Source organism: Streptomyces sp. NBC_00887 (genome assembly GCF_045207585.1).
In genome coordinates this window covers 7,629,213-7,651,510 of record NZ_CP108788.1, presented here as the reverse complement: position 1 = coordinate 7,651,510, position 22,298 = coordinate 7,629,213, and the positions used below count along the sequence as shown (strand labels likewise).

General features: G+C 72.9%; 21 protein-coding genes and 1 riboswitch. Of the genes, 15 read left to right on the top strand and 6 right to left on the bottom strand.

Features of this window, described 5'->3' with window-relative positions; genetic code table 11:
- The first annotated feature begins 20 nt into the window (after positions 1-20).
- Positions 21-314: a hypothetical protein gene (locus OG844_RS34895; RefSeq protein ID WP_329211578.1), complete on the top strand. Its 294-nt coding sequence runs from the start codon at positions 21-23 to the stop codon at positions 312-314.
- A gap of 25 nt (positions 315-339) precedes the next feature.
- Here the strand turns inward: OG844_RS34895 and OG844_RS34890 are convergent, their stop codons facing one another.
- From OG844_RS34890 to OG844_RS34880, 3 genes are read right to left on the bottom strand one after another with little or no spacing between them, the layout of a single operon-like run.
- Positions 340-1,413: a prenyltransferase gene (locus OG844_RS34890; protein WP_406395786.1), complete on the bottom strand. Its 1,074-nt coding sequence runs from the start codon at positions 1,411-1,413 to the stop codon at positions 340-342.
- A complete protein-coding gene (locus tag OG844_RS34885; protein ID WP_406395784.1) occupies positions 1,410-2,141 on the bottom strand; it encodes a class I SAM-dependent methyltransferase in 732 nt (243 codons plus the stop codon). Before OG844_RS34885 ends, OG844_RS34890 begins: the two co-directional genes overlap by 4 nt.
- Positions 2,142-2,193: 52 nt before the next feature.
- On the bottom strand, positions 2,194-3,507 hold the full coding sequence (locus tag OG844_RS34880) for a glycosyltransferase family 4 protein (protein ID WP_406395783.1): 1,314 nt from the start codon (positions 3,505-3,507) through the stop codon (positions 2,194-2,196).
- A 337-nt stretch (positions 3,508-3,844) separates the two neighbouring features.
- Between OG844_RS34880 and OG844_RS34875 the strand changes: the two genes are divergently transcribed.
- The 7 genes from OG844_RS34875 (at position 3,845) to OG844_RS34845 (ending at position 10,273) form a co-directional block, all read left to right on the top strand.
- Positions 3,845-4,465, top strand: a complete 621-nt coding sequence (locus OG844_RS34875) for a TetR family transcriptional regulator (protein ID WP_406395782.1) — start codon at positions 3,845-3,847, stop codon at positions 4,463-4,465.
- A 139-nt stretch (positions 4,466-4,604) separates the two neighbouring features.
- Complete coding sequence (locus tag OG844_RS34870) at positions 4,605-5,834, top strand: substrate-binding domain-containing protein (RefSeq protein ID WP_406395780.1); 1,230 nt, start codon at positions 4,605-4,607, stop codon at positions 5,832-5,834.
- 3 nt (positions 5,835-5,837) lie between these two features.
- Entirely contained in the window at positions 5,838-6,629 is a 792-nt protein-coding gene (locus OG844_RS34865; protein WP_406395779.1) for an ABC transporter ATP-binding protein, read from the top strand.
- The gene (locus OG844_RS34860; protein WP_406395777.1) at positions 6,626-7,375 is read left to right on the top strand and encodes an ABC transporter ATP-binding protein; all 750 of its coding nucleotides are present in this window, start codon (positions 6,626-6,628) and stop codon (positions 7,373-7,375) included. The genes OG844_RS34865 and OG844_RS34860 overlap by 4 nt, the downstream gene beginning before the upstream one ends.
- On the top strand, positions 7,375-8,262 hold the full coding sequence (locus tag OG844_RS34855) for a branched-chain amino acid ABC transporter permease (RefSeq protein WP_406395775.1): 888 nt from the start codon (positions 7,375-7,377) through the stop codon (positions 8,260-8,262). Before OG844_RS34860 ends, OG844_RS34855 begins: the two co-directional genes overlap by 1 nt.
- Entirely contained in the window at positions 8,259-9,365 is a 1,107-nt protein-coding gene (locus tag OG844_RS34850; RefSeq protein ID WP_406395773.1) for a branched-chain amino acid ABC transporter permease, read from the top strand. Before OG844_RS34855 ends, OG844_RS34850 begins: the two co-directional genes overlap by 4 nt.
- Positions 9,362-10,273 (top strand): alpha/beta fold hydrolase, encoded by a 912-nt coding sequence (locus tag OG844_RS34845; RefSeq protein WP_406395772.1) that lies wholly within the window; start codon positions 9,362-9,364, stop codon positions 10,271-10,273. Before OG844_RS34850 ends, OG844_RS34845 begins: the two co-directional genes overlap by 4 nt.
- Positions 10,274-10,303: 30 nt before the next feature.
- Here OG844_RS34845 and OG844_RS34840 read toward each other — a convergent pair whose 3' ends face one another.
- Both OG844_RS34840 and OG844_RS34835 read right to left on the bottom strand, forming a co-directional pair.
- Complete coding sequence (locus OG844_RS34840) at positions 10,304-12,292, bottom strand: helix-turn-helix domain-containing protein (RefSeq protein WP_406395771.1); 1,989 nt, start codon at positions 12,290-12,292, stop codon at positions 10,304-10,306.
- A gap of 35 nt (positions 12,293-12,327) precedes the next feature.
- A complete protein-coding gene (locus tag OG844_RS34835) occupies positions 12,328-13,122 on the bottom strand; it encodes a 3-hydroxybutyrate dehydrogenase (RefSeq protein WP_406395769.1) in 795 nt (264 codons plus the stop codon).
- Positions 13,123-13,517: 395 nt separating this feature from the next.
- On the opposite strand from OG844_RS34835, the gene OG844_RS34830 reads away from it, so the two are divergent.
- On the top strand, positions 13,518-14,999 hold the full coding sequence (locus OG844_RS34830) for a PHB depolymerase family esterase (RefSeq protein WP_406395767.1): 1,482 nt from the start codon (positions 13,518-13,520) through the stop codon (positions 14,997-14,999).
- Here the strand turns inward: OG844_RS34830 and OG844_RS34825 are convergent.
- On the bottom strand, positions 14,981-15,493 hold the full coding sequence (locus OG844_RS34825; RefSeq protein ID WP_406395766.1) for a hypothetical protein: 513 nt from the start codon (positions 15,491-15,493) through the stop codon (positions 14,981-14,983). The genes OG844_RS34830 and OG844_RS34825 overlap by 19 nt on opposite strands.
- Before the next feature lie 161 nt (positions 15,494-15,654).
- Positions 15,655-15,788: riboswitch (cobalamin riboswitch) on the top strand.
- Positions 15,789-15,893: 105 nt separating this feature from the next.
- Between OG844_RS34825 and OG844_RS34820 the strand changes: the two genes are divergently transcribed.
- The 6 genes from OG844_RS34820 to OG844_RS34795 all read left to right on the top strand — a co-directional run bounded on the left by OG844_RS34820 (position 15,894) and on the right by OG844_RS34795 (position 22,247).
- Entirely contained in the window at positions 15,894-17,141 is a 1,248-nt protein-coding gene (locus tag OG844_RS34820) for a prenyltransferase/squalene oxidase repeat-containing protein (RefSeq protein ID WP_406395764.1), read from the top strand.
- Positions 17,138-17,839 carry an SCO2322 family protein gene (locus OG844_RS34815; protein ID WP_406395762.1) on the top strand — a complete coding sequence of 234 codons (702 nt, stop codon included), beginning with the start codon at positions 17,138-17,140 and terminating at the stop codon, positions 17,837-17,839. Before OG844_RS34820 ends, OG844_RS34815 begins: the two co-directional genes overlap by 4 nt.
- Positions 17,836-18,984 carry an energy-coupling factor transporter transmembrane component T gene (locus OG844_RS34810; RefSeq protein ID WP_406395760.1) on the top strand — a complete coding sequence of 383 codons (1,149 nt, stop codon included), beginning with the start codon at positions 17,836-17,838 and terminating at the stop codon, positions 18,982-18,984. The genes OG844_RS34815 and OG844_RS34810 overlap by 4 nt, the downstream gene beginning before the upstream one ends.
- Complete coding sequence (locus tag OG844_RS34805; protein ID WP_406395758.1) at positions 18,981-20,711, top strand: ABC transporter ATP-binding protein; 1,731 nt, start codon at positions 18,981-18,983, stop codon at positions 20,709-20,711. The genes OG844_RS34810 and OG844_RS34805 overlap by 4 nt, the downstream gene beginning before the upstream one ends.
- Entirely contained in the window at positions 20,708-21,532 is an 825-nt protein-coding gene (locus OG844_RS34800; protein WP_406395756.1) for an ECF transporter S component, read from the top strand. The genes OG844_RS34805 and OG844_RS34800 overlap by 4 nt, the downstream gene beginning before the upstream one ends.
- 274 nt (positions 21,533-21,806) lie before the next feature.
- Positions 21,807-22,247, top strand: coding sequence for a lytic transglycosylase domain-containing protein (locus tag OG844_RS34795; protein ID WP_406395755.1), 441 nt, complete (start codon positions 21,807-21,809; stop codon positions 22,245-22,247).
- Positions 22,248-22,298 lie beyond the last annotated feature (51 nt).

The window sequence follows — 22,298 nt, the reverse complement described above, 5'->3', positions numbered from 1 at the left end:
AAAGCGGCAACCCGTAGAGCATGTCTCCCAGAACAGGCACAGGAAGCAGTACCGCCGCACGACTCATCGCCGTCGTCGCGGACATCATGGCGTTCATCATCATTCTGTGGATCCTGATGTACCTGCTCGACGCCAACCGGGCCAACGACCTGGTGGAGTTCGTCCAGGACTCGGCCCGCTGGCTGGCCGGGTGGTCGTACGACCTGTTCACCTTCGACGAAGCGTGGGCGCGGGTCGTCACGGGCTACGGTCTGGCCGCAGTCGTCTACCTCTTCATCGGGCACGCCGTGGCGGGCCGGGTCCGCCGGTTCTAGCCGGCCTGATCCGAAACGGAAGACCCTAGCCGCAGCAGTCGGGTTCCAGTCCCGTCGGCAGCCGTTCGCCGCTGAAGACCGCGGTGGTCGCCTCGTCCCCACCGAGCGCGGCCACCGCCAGCAGCAGTGAACCCACGGTCCAGGTGGTGAGCTCCTCGGGCCAGAAGGCCCGCTCGCCCTCGAAGACGTACCCCGTCCAGTACATGCCGCCCTCGGTGCGCAGGTGCTGGACGGACTGCAGGATCTCCAGCGCCCGGTCGGACTCCCCGGTCACCCAGAGCGCCAGCGCCAGTTCACAGCTCTCGCCGCCCGTCACCCAGGGGTTGGGCAGCACACAGCGCACCCCGAGGCCGGGCACGACGAAGCGGTCCCAGCCCTCCTGGATCCGCTTGGTCGCGGCAGGCCCGGTGAGCGCGCCGCCGAGGACCGGGTAGTACCAGTCCATGGAGTAGCGGTCCTTGTCCAGGAAACGCTCGGGGTGGCTGCGGATCGCGTGGCCGAGCGCTCCGGCCGCCAGCTCCCAGTCGGGCTGCGGCTCCTCGCGCTGTTCGGCGAGGGCGAGGGCGCAGCGCAGCGCCTGGTGGATGGAGGAGGAACCGGTCAGCAGCGCGTCGGTGACGGGGGTGCCGTCGGCTTCGCGCTTCCAGCCGATCTGGCCGCCGGGCTGCTGCAGTCGCAGCACGAACTCGATGGCGGCGTAGACCGTCGGCCACATCCGGTCGGCGAACGCGTCGTCACCGGTGGCGAGGTAGTGGTGCCAGACGCCGACGGCCACGTACGCGCAGAAGTTGGTCTCACGGCCGAGGTCGGTGGGCTGTTCGGGGTCGCCGTCGTGGTAGGCGGCGTACCAGGAACCGTCCTCGTTCTGGTGACGGGCCAGCCAGGCGTAGGCGCGTGCCGCCGCCTCGTGCTCACCGGCCGCGTCGAGGGCCATGGCGGCCTCGGTGTGGTCCCACGGGTCGAGGTGGTGGCCGCGGAACCAGGGCAGGGCCCCGTCCTCGCGCTGTACGGCGCGCAGCGCGGCCACGGACTCGGCGGCCTGCTCGGCGGTGAGGACTCCGGGCAGGACGAGGTGTTCGGTCCGCTCGGGTGTGCTCACGCCTCGGCCTTCGGGAGGTGCGGCTTGGTCGCGTATGCCACGAAACTCTTGCCGACTACGGGGTTGAGCAGGTGCTCGGCGACCCGGGTGGCCATCGGCTTCTTCATGATGTCCCAGACCAGCAGCTTGTGGTAGGCCCGCACCGGCAGCGCCTTGTCGTTGTCGACGCCGAAGGCGCACTTGAGCCACCAGTAGGGGCTGTGCAGCGCGTGCGCGTGGTGGGTGCCGTAGGGCTTGAGCCCGGCCTCGCGGATCCTGCCGAGCAGTTCGTCGGCCTTGTAGATCCGGATGTGCCCGCCCTCGACCTCGTGGTACGCGTTGGAGAGCGTCCAGCAGATCTTCTCGGGGCCGTAGCGGGGCACGGTGATCGCGATCCGGCCGCCGGGCTTCAGCACGCGGACCATCTCGGCGAGCACACCCTTGTCGTCGGGGATGTGCTCCATCACCTCGGAGATGATCACGACGTCGAAGGAGTCGTCGGGGAACGGCAGGTTGAGCGCGTCGCCCTCCATGGCGGTGGCCGTGGCGCCCTCGGGGGCCTCCCCGGCCTCCTTCATCGCGGCGAACCACTTCGCGACCTCGCGGATCTCCTCGCCGTTCTGGTCGAGTGCCACCACCTGGGCGCCGCGCCGGTAGCACTCGAAGGCGTGACGGCCGGCGCCGCAGCCCAGATCGAGCACCCGGTCGCCTGCGGCGAGCGGGAAGCGGGTGAAGTCGACGGTCAGCACGGGGGCCTGCCTTCGAGGTCGGAGGTACGGGGTCCGGGGGCCACGGGGGAGGTCACCTGCGGGCTCCCCTGGCGGCGATCGCCTGACGGTACAGCTCGGCGGTGCCGAGGGCCGCCCTGGCCCAGGTGAAGTTGGCGAGCACCCGTGCACGGCCTGCCGTGCCCAGGCGGGCGCGCAGCTCCGGGTCGCCGAGCAGCCGGCCGAGTGCGGCGGCCAGGGCCCCCGCGTCGCCGGGAGGCACGGCGAGGCAGGTCTCCCCGTCGGGGCCCGCGACCTCGGGGATGGCGCCGCCGGTCGTGGCGACGAGCGGGGTGCCGGTGGCCATGGCCTCGGCGGCGGGGAGGGAGAAGCCCTCGTACAGCGACGGGACGCAGGAGATCTGGGCGCTGCGGACGAGGCCGACCAGTTCGGCGTCGCTGATGCCCTTGACGAACTCGACGGCGTCCTGGAGTCCGTAGCGCTCGATGGCCTGGGCGACCGGTCCGTCCTCGGCCCGCTTCCCCACGACCACGAGATGCGCGTGCGGGTTCTCGGTACGGAGCTTGGCGAGCGCCTCGACGAGATGGACGAGGCCCTTGAGCGGGACGTCGGCGCTGGAGGTGGTGACGATCCGGCCGGGCACCTCGGCGACCGAGGGGTCGGGCGACCACAGGTCGGTGTCGGCACCGATGTGCACGACCCGGACGCGGTCCGGGCGTACCCCGAGGTGCTCGACGATCTCCTGCTGGGAGGAGCCGGAGACGGTGAGGACGGACGGCAGCCGGCGGGCGACGCGCTTCTGCATACGCGTGAAGGCGTACCAGCGGCGTACGGAGAGCCGGCGGAGGCCGGATTCCGCAGCGTCCAGGTCGAGTTGACGGTCGACGGTGATGGGGTGGTGGATCGTCGTGACGAGGGGGGCGCCGAGGTCGCCGAGCAGGCCGTAGCCGAGCGTCTGGTTGTCGTGCACGACGTCGAAGTCGCCGCGCCGGGCCAGGAGATGGCGTCGGGCGCGCAGGCTGAAGGTGAGAGGTTCGGGGAAGCCGCCGGTCCACATGGTGGCGACCTCGGCGAGGTCGACCCAGTCGCGGTACTCGCCTCGTCCCGGGGTGCGGAACGGGTCGGGCTGCCGGTACAGGTCGAGGCTGGGCAGCTCGGTGAGCGGAACGCCTTCGTCGAGCACGGGGTAGGGCTGGGCGCCGATCACTTCGACGCTGTGGCCGAGCCGGGCCAGTTCGCGGCCGAGGTGGCGCACGTACACGCCCTGGCCGCCGCAGAAGGGGTTGCCCTTGTAGGTCAGGAGGGCGATGCGCAACGGACGGTCACTGTCGGTGTCCGACGCGCCGCTGCCCGCGAAGGGGCCTGACTCTATGGCCTCAGCGGTCACACTCGGCCCCCTTCTCACTGCGTTTTCGCCGGAGCGTAACCGGTCGCGTTAATCTAGAACAAGTTTCAGACTCGTTCGTTCAACAAGCACCGAATCTACCGGCAGGTAGCGTCGGCGTGACGGCCGGATCAGGTGATTCGCGCCACGGCGGGCGCCTGGCACGCTGTGCGCCCCCGGATGCCGGTGCCCGCCGGACAGGGAACCGGTTCCCTTCTCCGCGGACCGACCGGCTTCGCAGGTCAGCGGCGTTGACAGCGGCGCCGGTCCACGGCCCGGACCGGCGGTGCGAACCAGCGTGCCGCCCTCCGGTGCGGACGGAAGCCTTGGATGGGGACAGATGACAGCGGAACCCGGACCGGCAGCGCCTCCCCTGACGGAACGCCAGGAGGCACGCCGCCGCCGCATTCTGCAGGCGGGCGCCCAGCTCGCCGGCCGGGGCGGTTTCGAGGCCGTGCAGATGCGCGAGGTGGCGGAGGCCGCCGGGGTCGCCCTGGGAACGCTCTACCGCTACTTCCCCTCCAAGATCCATCTGCTGGTCGCCGTCATGCAGGACCGGCTCCAGCATCTCCACCTCACGCTCCGTAAGCGGCCGCCCGCCGGGGACGACGCCGCCGAGCGGGTCGCCGAGACCCTGATGCGGGCCTTCCGGGCGCTCCAGCGAGAACCGAACCTGGCGGATGCGATGGTGCGGGCGCTGACCTTCGCCGACCGCAGTGCGAGCACGGAGGTGGATGCCGTGACACGTCTGACGACGGCGATCGTCGTGGACGCGATGGGGCTGGAGAATCCCACCCAGGAGCAGCTGGCCGTGGTCCGCGTCATCGAGCACACCTGGCACTCGGCGCTGATCACCTGGCTGTCGGGGCGGGCCTCGATCGCGCAGGTGAGGGGGGACATCGAGACGGTGTGCCGGCTGGTCGGCCCGCCGGCTGCGGAACCCGGCACCGCCGGGCGCTGAACGGCACGGCCCGGCGTTCCATGTACGGCACCCACACGGTGCCCCCGTCAGGTGAGGTGCCCTGCACCATGTCGACGGCGCCACGGTGTTCATACGGTTCGGCCGACATCACCCGAACCATGCCGAGGAGCCGGTCCCCATGCGTCGCAGAGCCGTAGGCACCGTCCAGCACAGAACCCTGACCGCGGCCACGCTGGCGGTCGCCGGCCTGCTCCTGGTGGGGTGCACCGCCGCGGGGCAGGCGGGCAGCGACTCCGCCGGGGGCGAGGACGAAGCCGTCAAGGTGGGCCTGGTCTACTCCCGTACCGGACTGCTCGCCGCGTACGGGAAGCAGTACCGCGACGGGTTCATGGCGGGCCTCGACCACGCCACCGGGGGCACCGGCAAGGTCGACGGTCACACCATCGAGGTCACCGAGCAGGACGACGCGGGCGACCCCGGCAAGGCGGTCTCGGCCGCGAAGAACCTGATCGGCAAGGGCTACAAGATCCTGGCCGGCACCACCGACTCCGGCGTCGCCCTCCAGATGGCCCCGCTGGCCGCCCAGAACAAGGTGCTGTACGTGAACGGCCCTGCCGCCACGGACGCCGTGACCGGGATCAACGAGTACACCTTCCGCTCGGGCCGGCAGTCCTACCAGGACATCCTCACCGCGGGCACGATGCTCGGCGACGCCGCGGGCAAGAAGGTCACCGTCCTGGCTCAGGACTCCACCTTCGGCCAGGCCAATGTCGCCGCGGTCAAGGCGGTGCTCGGCGCGAAGGGCGCGAAGGTCGGCTCCGTCCTGGCCCCGCCCAGTGCCACGGATCTGACCCCGTTCGCCCGGCAGGTCAAGGCGGGCGGCCCCGATCTGGTCTTCGTCGCCTGGGCCGGAGCGACCGCCCCGGCCCTGTGGACCGCCCTCGACCAGCAGGGGGTGCTGACCGCGAGCAAGGTCGTCACCGGACTCGCGGGAACGGCCTCGTACCCGGTCTTCGGAGCCGCCGGGGCCAAGGTCTCCTTCCTTGCGCACTACTTCCCCGGCGCGGGCGGCGGGAACGCCGTGGAGAAGGCCATGCTCGACGGGGTCACGAAGGCGGGCGGCACCCCCGACCTGTTCACCCCGGACGGTTTCACCGCGGCGCAGATGATCGTGCAGGCCGTCAAGGAGGGCAGCGCGACCGACACCGCCGCCATGGTGAAGGCCCTGGAGGGCTGGACGTTCGACGGTGTGAAGGGCCAGGAGCAGATCCGCGCCGAGGACCACGCGCTGGTTCAGCCGATGTTCGTGGCCAGGCTGAACGGGAAGGGCGCCACCGCCGAACCCGAGCTGCTGAGTACGCAGCCCAAGGACGCCGTCGCACCGCCCGCGAAGCCCTCGGCGGGCTGATCGGTGACGGCACCCGGCGCCATCACCGCGCACGACGGGGGAGCGCGTACGAGTGCTCCCGTACTTCGACTGGACGGTCTCGGCTGGAGCGTCGGCGGGGCGACCATCCTCCAGGACATCACGCTGAGCGTCCGCGAAGGCGAGTTCCTCGCCTTCATCGGCCCCAACGGGGCGGGAAAGACCTCCCTGTTCAACCTGATCAGCGGGCTGAACCCGCCGACCGGGGGCACCCTCGCGCTGGACGGTGCGGACATCACGGGACTGCCCGTGCACACCCGCGCCCGGCGCGGGATCGGCCGGACGTTCCAGACCTCCAGCCTCTGGCCGCAGATGACGGTGGCCGAGCACATCAGGCTGGCCGCACAGGCCCGCCACGGCGGCTCGTACCGGCTGTGGCGGCGCGCTTCCCCCTACACCGCCGAGGTGACCGGCGTACTGGAGCGCACCGGTCTCGGCCACCGCGCCCGGGCGACGGCCGCGGAGCTGTCCCACGGCGAGAAGCGCAAGCTGGAACTGGCGGTCCTGCTGGTGGGTGAGCCCCGGCTGATGCTGCTCGACGAGCCGATGGCCGGGGTGAGCGCGGAGGAGGTCCCCGCGCTCACCGAACTGATCCGCACACTGCACCGGGACGAGGGCCGCACCGTCCTCATGGTCGAGCACCACATGGACGTCCTGCTGGGTCTCGCCGACCGGCTCGCCGTGATGCACCACGGCCGGCTGCTGGCGCTGGACACCCCTCAGGCCGTGACCGCCGACCCGGTCGTCCAGCAGGCCTATCTCGGGGAGGGGCTGTGACGTCCGACCCGAAGGTGCTGCTCGCCGTGCGGGACCTGCGGGTCCTCATCGGCGGCCGGCACATCCTGCACGGCGTGGACCTGGACGTGGCACGCCACGGGGTGACCGCGCTGCTCGGCCGCAACGGTGCGGGGAAGACCACGACCGTGCGCGGCATCCTCGGTCTCGTCCCGCGCGCCGGGAGCGTGCGGCTCGACGGCGAGGAGACCGTCGCGATGCCCACCCACACCCTGGTCCGGCGGGGCATCGGATACGCCCCCGAGGACCGCGGGATCTTCGCCGGGCTGAGCGTGGCGGAGAACCTGCGGCTTGCCGAGCGCCGCGGCGCGGGCGAGCCCGCCTATCCCCTGGTGCATGAACTCTTCCCGGAACTGAAGCTCCGCGAAAGGCAGTTGGCCGGGACACTGTCCGGCGGCCAGCAGCAGATGGTTGCCATCGGCCGCACCCTGCTCAACGGCAACCGGCTGATCATCGCCGACGAGCCCACCAAGGGCCTGGCGCCGAAGGTGGTCACCGAGGTGGCCGGGGTGCTGGAACGGGCGGCGGAGGCCGTGCCCGTCCTGCTCGTGGAGCAGAACCTCGCCGTCGTACGGCGCCTCGCCGAGCACTGCGTGGTGCTCGCCGACGGCCGGACGGCCCACCGGGGCACGGCGGACGGTCTGCTCGGCGACGCGGAGGCGACCCGCCGGCTGCTCGGCGTCGGGTCGGGCCCGCTCACCACCCACCCCGCGGAGGCGGATTCCTGATGTCCACCATCGTGCTGCTCACCATGACCGGGCTCGGTCTGGGTGCGCTCTACTTCCTCATCGCGTCCGGGCTCTCGCTGATCTTCGGCTTGATGGACGTGCTCAACTTCGCCCACGGCGCGCTCCTTTCCCTCGGCGCCTACGGCACCTGGTGGGCGGCCTCCGGTAATCTGCCCGGCGCGGACGCCGGCGGCTGGGGCTTCGTCCTCGCCGTGCTGTTCGGTACGGCGGTGGGCACCCTCGCGGCCGTACTGCTCGAACTGGCCGTCGTACGGCCCCTCTACACCCGGCCGCGCGAGCAGGTGCTCGCCACGGTCGGCGTGGGACTCGCCGTCCCCGCCCTCCTGTCGGGCATCTGGGGCTCGGACGCCCGGACCTTCCCCGCACCGCAGGCACTGTCCGGCACCTTCGGGCTGATGGGCGCCGAGGTCCCGGTCAACCGGCTCGTCCTCATCGCGGCGGCGGTGCTCGTCCTGGTGGCGCTGCGCCTCTTCCTCGGCCGGACCCGGCACGGTCTGGTCGTACGGGCCGGGGTGGAGGACCGGGCGATGGTGACCGCCCTCGGCATCGACGTCCGCAGGGCGTTCACGCTCGTCTTCGCGATCGGCGGCTGCGCCGCCGCGCTCGGCGGGGCGCTCGGTGGGCTGTACTTCGGCTCGGTCGACCCCCGTCAGGGCACCTCGCTGCTGATCTTCGCGTTCGTCGTGGTGGTCACCGGAGGCATGGGGTCGGTGACCGGTGCCGCAGTGGCAGCCGTGGTCATCGGCCTGGTCCAGCAGTTCGCCAACTACTACACCGCAGCGGGCCTCGGCGACCTGGCCGTCGTCGTCCTGCTCGCCGCGCTGCTGCTCGTCCGGCCGCGCGGACTGACCGGGAGGCTCGCGTGAGTACCGCCACCCAGACACCCGACCGTACGGACGGCGGACCGGCGCCCACCGCGCCCCCGGCATCCGGGAGGGCCACCCGGCTGCTGCGCCGGTGGCCCGCCGCCGTGCTGGTGCTCCTGATCGTCGCGCCGTTCAGCGCGCTTCCCCTCCCGGGCCTGCTGGACGGGCCGGTCGGCAGCCCGGGAAGCCTCCAACTTCTCGCCACCTGCCTCCTGTTCGGGGCACTGGCCACGGGTTACGACCTGCTGCTCGGCCGTACGGGTCTGCTCTCCTTCGGGCACGCCCTGTACTTCGCAGCGGGCAGCTACGCCACCAACATGTTCCTTCTGGAGGCGGGCCTGCCGTTCGCCGTCGCCGCCGTGCTGGGGCTGTGCTTCGGCATCGCGCTCGCCCTGGTGCTGGGGTCGGTGAGCCTGCGGGTCACGGGCATCGGCTTCTCGATGGTGACGCTCGCCTTCGCCCAGGCCGGCTCGATCCTGGTCTCCCGGAACCCCGGTGGCTTCACCGGCGGCGAGGAGGGCCGGGCGGCACCGGCGGAGCTGCTGCCGTCCTCGCTGGTCGGCATCGACAACACCGCGAACCTCTACTGGATCGCGCTCGCCTACCTCGTCCTCACCCTCGGCGTCGTCCACTGGGCGGTCCGCTCCCCCACCGGCCGGGTCTGGGAGGGCGTCAAGGAGAACGAACGCCGGGTGGAGGTCCTGGGCCTGAAGCCGTACGGATTCAAGCTGACGGCCTTCGTGCTGGCGGGGGCGCTGGCGGCGGTCGGCGGCCTCGTCCACCTCCTGCTCACCGGCGGCTCCACCCCGCAGACGACCACCTCCGACTTCACGCTCTCGCTGCTGGTGATGGTGGTCCTGGGCGGATCCGGCACCCGCTGGGGGCCGATGGTCGGCGGCATCCTCTACACCTGGGCGGACCACCGGCTCGGCGACCTCGCCGGATCGGGAGCGGTCGCCGACCTGCCCGCCGTGCTGCGGGTGCCGCTCTCCCAGCCGCTGTTCCTTCTCGGGGTGCTGTTCGTGGCCGTGGTACACCTGCTGCCCGGCGGCCTGGCCCGCCTGCCGTCCCGTCTGCGCCGACCCCGTAGGGAGAACCCGTGACACCGTACGAGGAGATTCGTGTCCCCGTGACCGGCGGCGAACTGGCGGCGCTGCGCTGGCCCGCCCGGGACCCCGGCGCGCCGGTGGTCGTGGCCCTGCACGGCATCACCGCCAACGCGCTCTCCTGGGGCGCCGTGGCGGGGGTGCTCGCGGGCCGCGCCACCCTGGTCGCCCCCGATCTGCGCGGCCGCGGCGCGAGTGCCGAGCTGCCCGGCCCGTACGGCATCGCCGCGCACGCGGACGACGCCGCCGCGCTGGCCGGGACTCTCGGCCCGGGCCGGGTGGTGCTGGCCGGCCACTCGATGGGCGCGTTCGTGGCGGCGCTGGCCGCCGTACGGCACCCGGGCCGCTTCGGTCCGCTGGTGCTCGTGGACGGCGGATTCGGCTTCCCCGCCCCCACGCACCTGTCCGCGGACGAGCTGCTGACGGCCGTGATCGGCCCGGCCATGGACCGTCTGTCGATGACGTTCACCGACCGCGCCGCGTACCGGGCCTTCTGGCAGGCCCACCCGGCGTTCCGGGGAGACGCCTGGTCGCCCGAGGTGGACGCGTACATCCAGCGGGACCTGACGGGCGAGGAGCCCGCGCTGCGCTCCGGCTGCCTGCTGGAGGCGGTCCGCACGGACGGCATGGGCCTCTTCGAGGACGAGGTGCTGTCGGCGGTACACGAACTCCAGGAGCCCGCCACGCTGTTGTGGGCGGAGCGCGGCCTGATGAACGAGGAGCAGGGCCTGTACGACGCGACGCGACTCGCAGCGGCGGGACTCTCCGGCACGGGGGTCCGGGCGGTACGGATCGACGGCGTCAACCACTACACGGTGCTCACGGGCGAGCCGGGGGCCACCCGGATCGCCGAGAGTCTGCTGGCGGCGTCCGGACCGGACGGACAGGAAACGTCCGGCCGTTGAGAGCGGGTCCCGCACCCCGGGCGGCCCGGATCACTCGTCCAGGCCGCCCGACAGCAGATGGAGCCGCAGTGCCAGCTGAAGCTCCAGCGCCCGGTCCGGCTCGTTCCAGTCGCGGCCCAGCAACACCTGGATGCGGTCCAGCCGCTGCACCACCGTGTTCACATGGACGTGCAGCTCGTCCTTGGCCCGGATCAGGCTGCCCCCGGCCGCGAAGTACGCCCGCAGCGTCCGGACCAGGTGCGTGCCGCGCCGCTCGTCGTACCGCAGCAGCGGGCCCAGCACCGCCGTGACGAAGCCGTCCACGTCCTTCGCGTTGCCCAGCACCACACCGAGGAAGCCGAGTTCGTCGACACAGGCGCCCTCGCCCGTACGTCCCAGCACCCGCATCGCCCGCAGACAGCGCGCGGCCTCCGCGTGGGCGGCGGCCAGTTCGCGCGGGCCGCGGGCAGGGCCCGTGCCCGCGACGGTGACGGGTGCCTGGACCAGGTGCCCGAGCTGCGTGGCCGCCGCCCGCGCGGCCTCGCCGGCGGCCGCGGCGGACACCGGTGTCCGGCCGCCGCAGTCGATCAGCAGCACCACGGTGCCCGCGTGTTCGGCGCTCACTCCGTGGATGTCGCCACCGAACAGGTACCGCATCGCCGCGCCGCCGAGCTTCTCCCGGGCCGCCGCCTCCGCCACCAGCAGCAGATGCGGCCGGTCCAGATCGATACCGAGCCGTCTGCCCCGCTCGGCGAGTCCCGCCGGGTCGCGCTCCGGGTCGCTGAGCAGATCACTGATCAGCTCGCCCCGTATGCGGTTCTCGGTCTCGGCGACCGTGCGGCGCAGCAGCAGGAGCAGACCGGTGACGACAGCGGCGCGTTCGAAGAGCCGCCGGTCGGAGTCGTCGAGGTGGTCCGGCCGGTGCAGCACCAGGCTGGCCAGGAGCTCCTGCCCGGCGAGCACGGCGCAGATCCACCGGCCGTCGCGGTGCACCGCGCGCGCCCCGTTCCGGGACTCCTCGGCGGTCCCGGCGAGCCAGCCCGCGTCCATGCTGTCGACGGCGAACACCCCGCCGTCCGGCGATACGGCGGCCAGCGGCCGCCCGCCCGGATCGTGAATGGTCAGGGCGCTGTCCAGCAGCCCCGCCACGGACGCGGCGACATCCTTGACGTCGCCCCCGCGCAGCACCAGGTCGGTGAGCCGGTCATGGGCCTCCTCGGCCCGTTGCATCGCGGCCGAGTGCGCCCGTACGGCGGCGTTGGCCTCGGCGAGTTCCGCGTTCGCCCCGGCGAGTTCGGCGAGGGCCGATCTGGTGTCGTCCAGCGCCCGGGCCGTGTCGATCGCGATCGCGGCGTGGGCGGCCAGCGAGCACAGCAGGGCCACCTCCTCGGGACTGAAAACGCGGGGGGCCCGGTCGGCGGCGAAGAGGACGCCGATGACCTTTCCCGTACCGCCGCGGCTGGAGCCGAGCAGCAGGGGCACTCCCAGGATCGCGACGAGCCCCTCGTCCAGCACACCGGCGTTGATGTTGCGGGTGTGGCGGAAGCGGTCGTCGGTGCGGTAGTCGGGGGTGGCGTACGGGCTCGCGGTCTGCGCCACGAGTCCGCCGAGGCCCTCTCCGAGTTCGAGGCGCAGCCGCTGGAAGAGGACGGAGACCGATCCGTCGGTGACCCGCATGTAGGTGTCGCCCGCCTCCTCGTCGGGGAGGGTGAGGTAGGCGGTGTCGGTGCCCAGCAGCATCCTGGCCCGCCGCACGATGGCCTTCAGCACATCGTCCAGGTCCCGGGAGGCCGCCAGGTCGCCCGCGGTGTCGAAGAGGGCGGTGAGCTGGAGTTCCCGGCGCCGGTGCTGGCGCAGGACTCCCCTGATCCGCAGGGCGGTCGCGGCCGCCCGCTCCACCTCGGCCAGTTCGGCTGCGGGCACCCCGGCGGCCCTGGCCTCCGAGGTGACGACGCCGAGCTCCTCGGCGGGGGCGTCGTCGGCCAGCAGGTCGAGGAGGCGCGCCAGGAGGGGGGCGGCGGAGGGGGACGGTTCAGACATGGGCGGCCATCGTTCTTCGGGGAGCGGGGGAGAGGTCAGTTGGCGGTCCAGCCGCCGTCCATCGCGAGGGAGGTTCCGGTGATGTGTCCCGTGCCGGGACCGCACAGCCACAGGACGGCGCCGGCCACGTCACCGGGTTCGATCAGCCGCTTGACGGCGCTGCGCTCCAGCATCACCCGGCCCACCACGTCCTGTTCCGAGATGCCGTGGCTGCGGGCCTGGTCGGCGATCTGGTTCTCGACGAGGGGGGTGCGGACGTAGCCGGGGCTGACGCAGTTGCTCGTCACCCCGTGCTCCGCCGCTTCGAGTGCGACCACCTTGCTGAGTCCCTCCAGTGCGTGCTTGGCCGAGACGTAGGCCGATTTGTAGGGGCTGGCGCGCAGCCCGTGTACGGACGAGATGTTGACGACGCGCCCCCAGCCGCGTTCGTACATGCCGGGGAGCGTACGGCGCAAGATGCGGAACGGTGCTTCCACCATCACCCGGTGGATCAGTGTGAAGCGGTCCGGCGGGAAGTCGTGCACCGGTGCCACGTGCTGCAGCCCCGCGTTGTTGACCACGATGTCCGCGCCGTCGGGCAGTGTGTCCACCGCCTCGGCCACGGAGAGGTCGGCCACCCAGGCCGTTCCGCCGATCCGGTCGGCCAGTTCCTTGACGGCGTCGGCGGCCTTGTCCACCACGTGCACATGGGCGCCCGCGGCGGCGAGGGCCTGCGCGCAGGCCAGCCCGATGCCGCTCGCCGCACCGGTGACCAGGGCGGTGCGCCCGGCCAGGGACCGGTCTGCGGGGGGCGTGGGGGGTTCGTGATCAGGGGTCCGGGAAGTCTGCATGAGCGTCACCGTAAGGACGTCACCGCCCGCATCACACGGGGTCGGTGCACACACCCTCGGGCGACGGCATGGTGGCGGCGTACATGGTGCGGGCGGAGCGGCGGGCGGAGCGGCGGGCGGGCCGATCCGGGGCGGGAGCCGGACGGCGGGGGGCCGGGAGCCGGACGGCGGGGGGCCGGGAGCCGGACGGCGGGGGGCCGGGAGCCGGACGGCGGGGGGCCGGGAGCCGGACGGCGGGGGGCCGGGAGCCGGACGGCGGGGGGCCGGGAGACGGACGCAAGAGGAGTGCCGCACACAGCACGGTGCAGCGGGTGTCCCCCTGCCACATGGGCGGCGCCCTGCCCGGCTCATAGGTTCCGGCAGCAGTCCGCACGTCCGACCAGGGAGGCCCCACCGTGCGCCCACCGATCCTCCGACGCCTGTTCCGCCGCGTCGCCTCCACCGCAGTCCTCGGTCTTCTCGCCGCGACCCTCGGTACGGCCGTGACCGCCCCGTCGGCCGCGGCCGCCGCCGGTCTGACGCAGGTCACCGGCTTCGGCACGAACCCCGGCAATCTGCAGATGTTCGCGTACACCCCGGACAACCTGGCGGCCGGAGCACCGCTGGTCGTCGCCCTGCACGGCTGCACCCAGACGGCCGACGCGTACTACACCAACTCGGGCTGGCCGAAGTTCGCCGACGCCTGGGGCTTCGACGTCGTCTTCCCGCAGACGACGTCGGCGAACAACCCGCTGTCCTGCTTCGGCTGGTTCGACCAGGCGGAGAGCACCCGGGGCCGGGGCGAGGCCGCGTCCATCGTGCAGATGGTCGAGTACGCGAAGCGGACGTACGGCTCCGACGGCCGCCGGGTGTACGTCACCGGTCTCTCCGCGGGCGGCGGCATGACGGCGGATCTGCTCGCCGCGTACCCGGACGTGTTCGCGGGCGGGTCCGTGGCCTCCGGGCTGCCCGCGCAGTGCGCCACCAGCCAGGCCGCCGCGTCCGGCTGCCAGACCGGGCCGCAGAAGCTGACGCCCGCCCAGTGGGGCGACAAGGTCCGCAACTCCTACCCCGGCCACACCGGGCCGTGGCCCCGGGTCGCGATCTGGCAGGGCACCTCTGACTACACGGTCTACCCGGCCAACGCCACCGCGCTGCGGGACCAGTGGACCGACGTCTGGGGCATCGGCCAGACCCCGTCCAGCACCCGGAGCCTGCCCGGCAACACCACGCGGACCACCTACGACGACGCCTCCGGACACCCGGCCGTGGAGATGTTCTCCGTGTCCGGGATGGGGCACGGTCTGCCGGTGAGCCCGGGCTCGGGTGCCGATCAGTGCGGGTCGACGGCCGCGTACTTCCTGAACACCATCTGCTCCACGTACTACACGGGTGTGTTCTGGGGTCTGGACCAGGGCACTCCGGGTGGTGGGGAAGGGCTGCCCGCCCCCGCCGGGCTGAAGGTCACCGGGGTCACCGACAGCACCGCGTCGCTGTCGTGGAACGCGGTCGCGGGAGCGGCCTCGTACAAGGTGTACCGCGACGGCGCCGCGGTGGGCTCGCCCGCATCGGCGTCCTTCACCGACACCGGGCTGTCCGCCGGGGTCTCCTACCGCTACACCGTGGCGGCGGCCGACTCGTCGGGCACCGCCGGAGCCGTCACGTCCGCGGTGACCGCGACCACCTCGGGAGGCTCGGCCCCCGCACGGTGCTTCACCGCGACGAACTACGCGCATGTGACGGCGGGGCGGGCGTACACCTCGGGCGGTTACGTGTACGCGAACGGCTCCGCGCAGAACATGGGGCTGTACAACGTGTTCGTCACCCACACGCTCAGGGAGTCACCGGCCGGCCACTTCGTGATCGCGGACTCCGGTTGTCAGGCCGGGTCCTCGTAGTCGCCGCGGATCGCTTCGGGCAGCTCGCAGCCGTCCTCGACGGCTGTGAGCGACACGATCTGCTCCGTGCCGAAGCCCTCCATCGCGTAGTGCCGGGCGAACACCTTCCACCCCCGCTTGGCGAGGGTGCGGAAGGTGACGTCCTGCTCCTCGTGGCTGGAGACGATCTCCCAGTCCTGGCCGCGCAACGCCTTGACCGTGGCCTCGAAGGCGCGGGCCGCGTCCGCCGCGGGCGCGTCCCCCGTCCAGGGCGCCACGCAGTCCTGCCAGGCCCCCTCGGGCATGCCGGCCGTGGAGGTGTCGCCGGGCGGGAGCCCCGCCGCGTCGGCGAGGGCCGCTATCTCGTCGCCCACCGTCTGCTTGGTGAACGGTGCGGTGGGCGAGGGTGACGCCTTCGGCGCACCCTCGCTCCCGCCGACGAGACCGCAGCCTGCGGCCATGGTCATGAACGCGCTCACCGCGGCCGTCACGGCCACCGTTCTTCTCGTACGCACAGGTGCTTCCCGCCCCGGTCGTTCCTCCCCACGGGCGGGTGCCCGTGCGATCCCCGCCGGGAGTTTCGCATGCGCTCTGACCTGCTGGGAAGGCCTTTCCTCCGGCGTCCTGCGGCAGGTCCGCCGCGGGCGGAGCCGTCCGCACTCAGAGGCTCCGAAGCGCCCCGGTAGAGTGAGCGGGTCGTCATCATGCCCGTACGGGGGGAAGCCGGTGCGAATCCGGCGCTGACCCGCAGCCGTCATCCGCCTCAGGGGCGGAGAGCCGGAATGCCCCGTCCGTGAGCGTGACCGGCTCGCGCCACCGGAACCCCGGTGGCCGGCACCGTCGAGGTATACGGGGCCGGAGCCCGGTGCATCCGTGTGCCTGTGCCCGGTCCTCGCAGGAGAGGCCCAGCCCGCCATGACCGTACGCCGCCGCGCGGCAGCACTCGCGATCACCGCCGTGCTCTGTTCCGCAGCCGCCCCCGCAGCGGTCGCCGCACCGAGTCCTTCCCCGTCGGCGGACCTGCCGGCCGGGCTGTACGGGACGAAGGACCCCACGTACGACGGTGTGTGGCGACAGTCGCTGGCCTTCCTCGCCCAGAAGATCGAACTGGTCACGCCCGCCACGGAGTCGGTGGACTGGCTGGTGGGCCAGCAGTGCGCCGACGGCGCCTTCGCCTCCTACCGCGATGCTTCCAAGCCCTGCGACGCGAAGACGGTGGCGGACACCAACGCGACCGCGGCCGCGGTCCAGGCCGTGGTCGAGCTGGCCGTGCACCGCGAGGTCGTGGACAAGGGCGTCGGCTTCCTCAAGTCCGTACAGAACGAGGACGGCGGCTGGGGGTACAACCCGGGCAGCCCGAGCGACGCCAACTCCACCGCCGTCGTGATCGGAGCGCTGGCCCGCGCGGGTGTGCCGCTGGCCGACATCACGACCGAATCGGGGAAGACGCCGTACACGGCGCTGCAGACGTTCGCCCTGCCGTGCGGCGGCGAGGGCGGCGGCGCGTTCGCGTACCAGCCGGACAAGGACGGCAAGCTCACCGCCAACGCGGACGCCACGGCGGCAGCGGTGCTCGGCTCGATGGGCAAGGGCCTGGCCGCCGGCAACTCCAACGCGGTGAAGGCCCCCGTCTGCCACGAGGGCACCGGCCTCACGGCCGAACAGTCCGCGCAGAACGGCGCCTACTACCTCTCGGGCGCGCTCGCGGAGTCGGGCCATCTGGACCTCCCCCCGATGCCGGGTGCCGAGGACTCCGCGCCGCAGCCGGACTTCGGCAACACCGCCGACGCGGTCGTCGCCCTGGCCGCGTCCGGTCACAAGGACAAGGCGGCCGGAGCGGTCACCTATCTGCAGAAGAACTCTCAGGCATGGGCCAAGGAGGGCGGCCCCGCCGCCACCGCCCAGCTGGTGCTCGCCGCACACGCGACGGGGGCGGACGCCCGTGACTTCGGCGGCGTCGACCTCGTCAAGCAGCTCAACGCGACCGGGCCCGAGCCGGCCGCCACCGCCGTGCCCTCGCCGACCGCGTCGGCACAGCAGCAGAAGGACACGAGCAGCGACGACGGCGGACTGGGTGTCTGGTGGCTCGTCGGCATCGGTCTCGCCTTCGGTGCGGGCATCGGCTTCCTGCTCAGCGGACGCCGGAAGAACCAGGGCCTGTGAGGCGCACGCCGGTCACCGCGGCGCTCCTCCTCCTCGTCGGCGCTCTGCTGACCGTGCTGGGCGCGGGCAGCGCGCAGGCGGCCGGTTACCGCTACTGGTCGTTCTGGGAGGGCGACGGCGGGAAGAACTGGTCGTACGCCACGCAGGGCCCGTCCCTGGTCCGGCCGGACGACGGCGCGGTGCAGGGGTTCCGGTTCTCGGTGAGCGAGGACTCCCAGGATTCGGCGCAGCCGCGCCGCGCCCCGGACTTCGGGGCGATCTGTGCGGGGACCCCCGCGAAGGACGGCAGCAAGCGGATCGCGCTGGTCATCGACCCGGGTACGGCGGCGGACGCCCCGGACGGCGAGAAGCCGCCCGCGCTGCGTACCGCGTGTGCCCGGGTGGAGCCGGACGCGACCACCGCCGACGCGCTGGCCTCGGTGGCCAAGCCGCTGCGGTACGACAGTTCCGCGATGCTCTGTGCGATCTCGGACTATCCCGCGTCGGGCTGCGGTGAGCAGGTCGGTGAGGACTCCGGCGCCTCGGAATCCGACGGTCCTGCCACGGCGTCCGCCGTGGACGACGCCTCCGACGCCTCCGACTCCTCCGACTCCTCCGACTCCTCCGGCGGTGGTCCGTCCGCCGGTGTGCTGGCCGGGGTCGGCACGGTTCTCCTGCTCGGTATCGCCGCGGTGCTGCAGGCCCGACGCCGGCGATGACGCGTTCCACCGGCACGGCCCGGCTCCACCGTGCGCTGCTCGCGCCCCAGGCAACCCGCAGCAACGCGCTGCCGGCCGGGGCCTGGTGGCTGTGGGCGCTCGGCCTCGCCACGGCCGCGTCCCGTACGACCAATCCGCTGCTGCTCGGGCTGCTGGTGGGAGTGGCGGGCTATGTGGTGGCGGCCCGCCGGACGGATGCGCCGTGGGCCCGCTCCTACGGTGCGTTCATCAAGCTGGGGCTGTTCGTCGTCGGTGTGCGGCTGGTCTTCTCCGTGTTCCTCGGATCGCCGATCCCCGGGACGCACACGGTGTTCACGCTGCCCGAGGTTCCGCTGCCCGACTGGGCGCAGGGGGTCAGGATCGGCGGCCGGGTCACCGCGGAGCAGCTGGTCTTCGCGTTGTACGACGGGGCGAAGCTGGCCACCCTGCTGATCTGTGTGGGGGCGGCGAACTCGCTGGCCAATCCCGCCCGGCTCCTGAAGTCCCTGCCGGGCGCGCTGTACGAGGCGGGAGTCGCCGTCGTCGTGGCGATGACCTTCGCGCCGAACATGGTCGCCGATGTGGTGCGGCTGCGGACGGCCCGGAGGCTGCGGGGGCGTGCGACGGGCGGGGTCGGGGCGGTGCTGCAGATCGGGCTGCCGGTGCTGGAGGGCGCGCTGGAGCGTTCGGTGGCCGTGGCGGCGTCGATGGACGCGCGGGGGTACGGGCGCACGGCCCAGGTCCCGCCCGCCGTCCGGCTCACCACGAACGCGCTCACGCTCGGCGGGCTGCTGGGCGTGTGCGCGGGAACGTACGGGCTGCTGGCCGTGCAGGGCGCGGTGTACGGGTTGCCGCTGCTGCTCGCCGGGCTGGTCGCGGCCTTGGCGGGACTCAGGCTCGGCGGGCGCCGCTCGGTCCGTACCCGCTACCGCCCGGACCGGTGGGGTGTACGGGCCTGGCTGGTCGCGGGCTCGGGTGCGGTGGTCGCGGCGGCGATGATCTGGGCGGGGAGCGCCGATCCGGCGGCACTGCGCCCCGGTGTCGTACCGCTGACCGCTCCCGTGCTGCCGCTGTGGCCCGCCGCCGCGGTGCTGGCCGGGCTGTTGCCCGCCGTGGTGGCGCCCGTCCCGCCGCCGAACTCCCGCACGTCCAAGGAGCAGCCGTGATCCGGTTCGAACAGGTGTCGGTGCAGTACGAGGGCACGGACCGTCCCACGCTCTCGGGCGTCGACCTCACCGTCCCCGAGGGTGAGCTGGCGCTGCTCGTCGGCCCGTCCGGAGTCGGCAAGTCGACGCTGCTGGGCGCCGTATCGGGTCTCGTGCCGCACTTCACCGGCGGTGTGCTGAGGGGCCGGGTCACGGTCGACGGCCGTGACACCCGTACCCACAAGCCACGTGAACTCGCGGATCTCGTCGGCACGGTGGGCCAGGACCCGCTCGCCCACTTCGTCACGGACACGGTCGAGGACGAGCTGGCGTACGGCATGGAGTCGCTGGGCCTCGCCCCCGATGTGATGCGGCGGCGGGTCGAGGAGACGCTGGACCTGCTGGGTCTGGCGGAACTGCGCGACCGGCCCATCGCCACGCTCTCCGGGGGCCAGCAGCAGCGCGTCGCGATCGGCTCCGTCCTCACCCCGCATCCCAAGGTCCTGGTCCTCGACGAGCCGACGTCCGCACTGGACCCGGCGGCGGCCGAGGAGGTCCTGGCGGTGCTCCAGCGTCTGGTGCACGACCTGGGGACGACGGTGCTGATGGCGGAGCACCGGCTGGAGCGCGTGGTGCAGTACGCCGACCGGATCGTCCTGCTGCCCTCGCCCGGCGCGGCCCCCGTCATCGGCGCGCCCGCGGACATCATGGCCGTCTCGCCCGTACGCCCGCCCGTGGTGGCCCTCGGGCAGCTGGTGGGCTGGGATCCGCTGCCGCTGTCGGTGCGCGATGCCCGGCGCCGGGGCGCGGAGCTCCGGGAGCGGCTGGCGCAGGTGCAGCTGCCGCCCGGGCCCGCCTCCCCGTCCCTCGGCGTCACTCCCCTCCCTGCTCCGGCCGCCGCGCCCCAGGGGCTGATCGGCCGGTTGCTCGGCCGTGGCCCGCGCACCGCGCCCGGACCCGGTGCGGACGATCCCGTCACCCGGGTCGAGAGGCTCGGCGTGCGGCGCGGGCGCGTCGAGGCGCTGCGCCGGGTCACGCTGTCCGTCGCACCCGGCGAGACCGTGGCGCTGATGGGCCGCAACGGTGCGGGCAAGTCGACCCTGCTGTCCACGCTCGTCGGAATGATCGAGCCGACCACGGGCTCCGTACGCGTCGGCGGCCTGGATCCCGCCCGTACGGCCCCGCGCGACATGGTGCGCCGGGTCGGGCTCGTACCGCAGGAGCCACGCGATCTGCTGTACGCCGACACGGTCGCCGGCGAGTGCGCGGCAGCCGACTCCGACGCGGGCGCTCCCGCGGGCAGCTGCCGTGCCCTGGTCTCCGAGCTGCTGCCCGGTGTGCCGGACGACATCCACCCGCGCGACCTGTCCGAGGGGCAGCGGCTCGCCCTGGCTCTGGCGCTGGTGCTCACCGCCCGGCCCCCGCTGCTGCTCCTGGACGAGCCGACGCGCGGCCTCGACTACGCGGCGAAGGCCCGTCTGGTCGCGGTGCTTCGCGCGCTGGCCGCCGACGGCCACGCCATCGTCCTGGCCACCCACGATGTGGAGCTGGCGGCGGAACTGGCCCAGCGGGTGGTGATCCTCGCCGACGGCGAAGTCGTCGCCGACGGCCCGACCCGGCAGGTCGTGGTCTCCTCGCCCGCGTTCGCTCCGCAGACCGCGAAGATCCTGGCCCCGCAGGAGTGGCTGACCGTGGGGCAGGTACGTACGGCTCTGGAAGCGTCCGACCCCGGGGAGCCCACCACATGACCGGCTCCCGTACGGCACGCCCGGTCCGTATAGGCCCGCGTGCCGCTGCCGCACTCGTCCTGGTCAGCGCGATCGGGGTGATCGCCTTCGGCTGGCCGCTGCTGGCCGGAGAGGGCTCCGGTGTCACCGCCCACGCCCAGGACGCGCCGTGGCTGTTCGCCGCGCTGCTCGTGCTGCTCGTCGGCGTGCTCGTCGCGACGATCGCGGACGGCGGCCTGGACGCGAAGGCGGTCGCGATGCTCGGCGTCCTCGCGGCGGTGGGCGCCGCGCTGCGCCCCCTGGGGGCGGGGACGGCGGGCCTGGAACCCATGTTCTTCCTGATGGTGCTGAGCGGACGGGTCCTGGGCCCGGGCTTCGGTTTCGTGCTCGGCTCGGTGACCTTGTTCGCCTCCGCCCTGCTCACAGGAGGGGTGGGCCCGTGGATGCCGTTCCAGATGCTGGCGATGGGCTGGTTCGCGATGGGGGCGGGCCTGCTGCCCGGCCCGGAGCGGCTGCGGGGCAGGGGGGAGGTGCTGATGCTCGCGGCGTACGGGTGTGTGGCGGCGTTCGCGTACGGCACCGTGATGAACCTGCAGGGCTGGACGCTCGTGGCGGGGCTCGGTTCCGGGATCTCCTTCGTCGAGGGCGGCCCGCTGCACGAGAACCTGGTCCGCTTCCTCGCCTACTGCGTGGCCACCTCGCTCGGCTGGGACCTGGGCCGCGCCGTCCTCACCGTGGTCCTGACCCTCACGATCGGGCCCACCCTGCTGAAGGCGCTGCGACGGGCCACCCGGCGTGCGGCCTTCGAGGCCCAGGTCACATTCGAGGCCCCGAGGGCGTGAGGACGCCCACAGGACCTCGGTCCTGTACGACCCGGCCCCGTAGGGCGTGACCCCCGGCCGGGGCCGCGTTCCGGGCGGCGCGTCCGTGGCTTTCGGCCCCCCGGTACTACGCGGGGTCGTAACAGCGGTCGTTGCGCGGCCCGGTCCGCGTCGCTGACGATGGATGACGTCGCCGAGCACCGCAGCGTCCGTACGGACGGCCCGCGGTCCACGAGAACCGGTCCCGCACTTCAGGGCCGGCCGCGACCTCCCCGTCCCCGACGTTAGGTTCCACGTGTCGTTCGCCCGTCGCATCCTCGCCCAGCCCCGCATCACCCGTCGCAAGGCAGCTGTCACCGGCGCCTCCGTGCTGCTGGGTGCCACCGGACTGGCCCTCGGCGTGACCCCGGCGATGGCTGCTGCCCCCGCCGCCGCTCCGACGACCACGGCGAGCGCGCAGGACACGGCGAAGAAGATGATCGACGACAGCGCCCAGTACGCGTGCTTCGACAAGATCGTGGACCACGAGAGCGACTGGGACGTGCACGCCTCCAACGCCTCCTCCGGCGCGTACGGCCTGGTCCAGGCCCTGCCCGGCTCGAAGATGGCGTCGGCGGGCTCCGACTGGCAGACCAACGCCAAGACGCAGATCACGTGGGGCGTCGACTACATGGAGGACCGCTACGGCAGCCCGTGCGGCGCCTGGGACTTCTGGCAGTCCAACGGCTGGTACTGATCCAGCAGACACATGGCACAGGGCCCCGACCGGTTCACCGGTCGGGGCCCT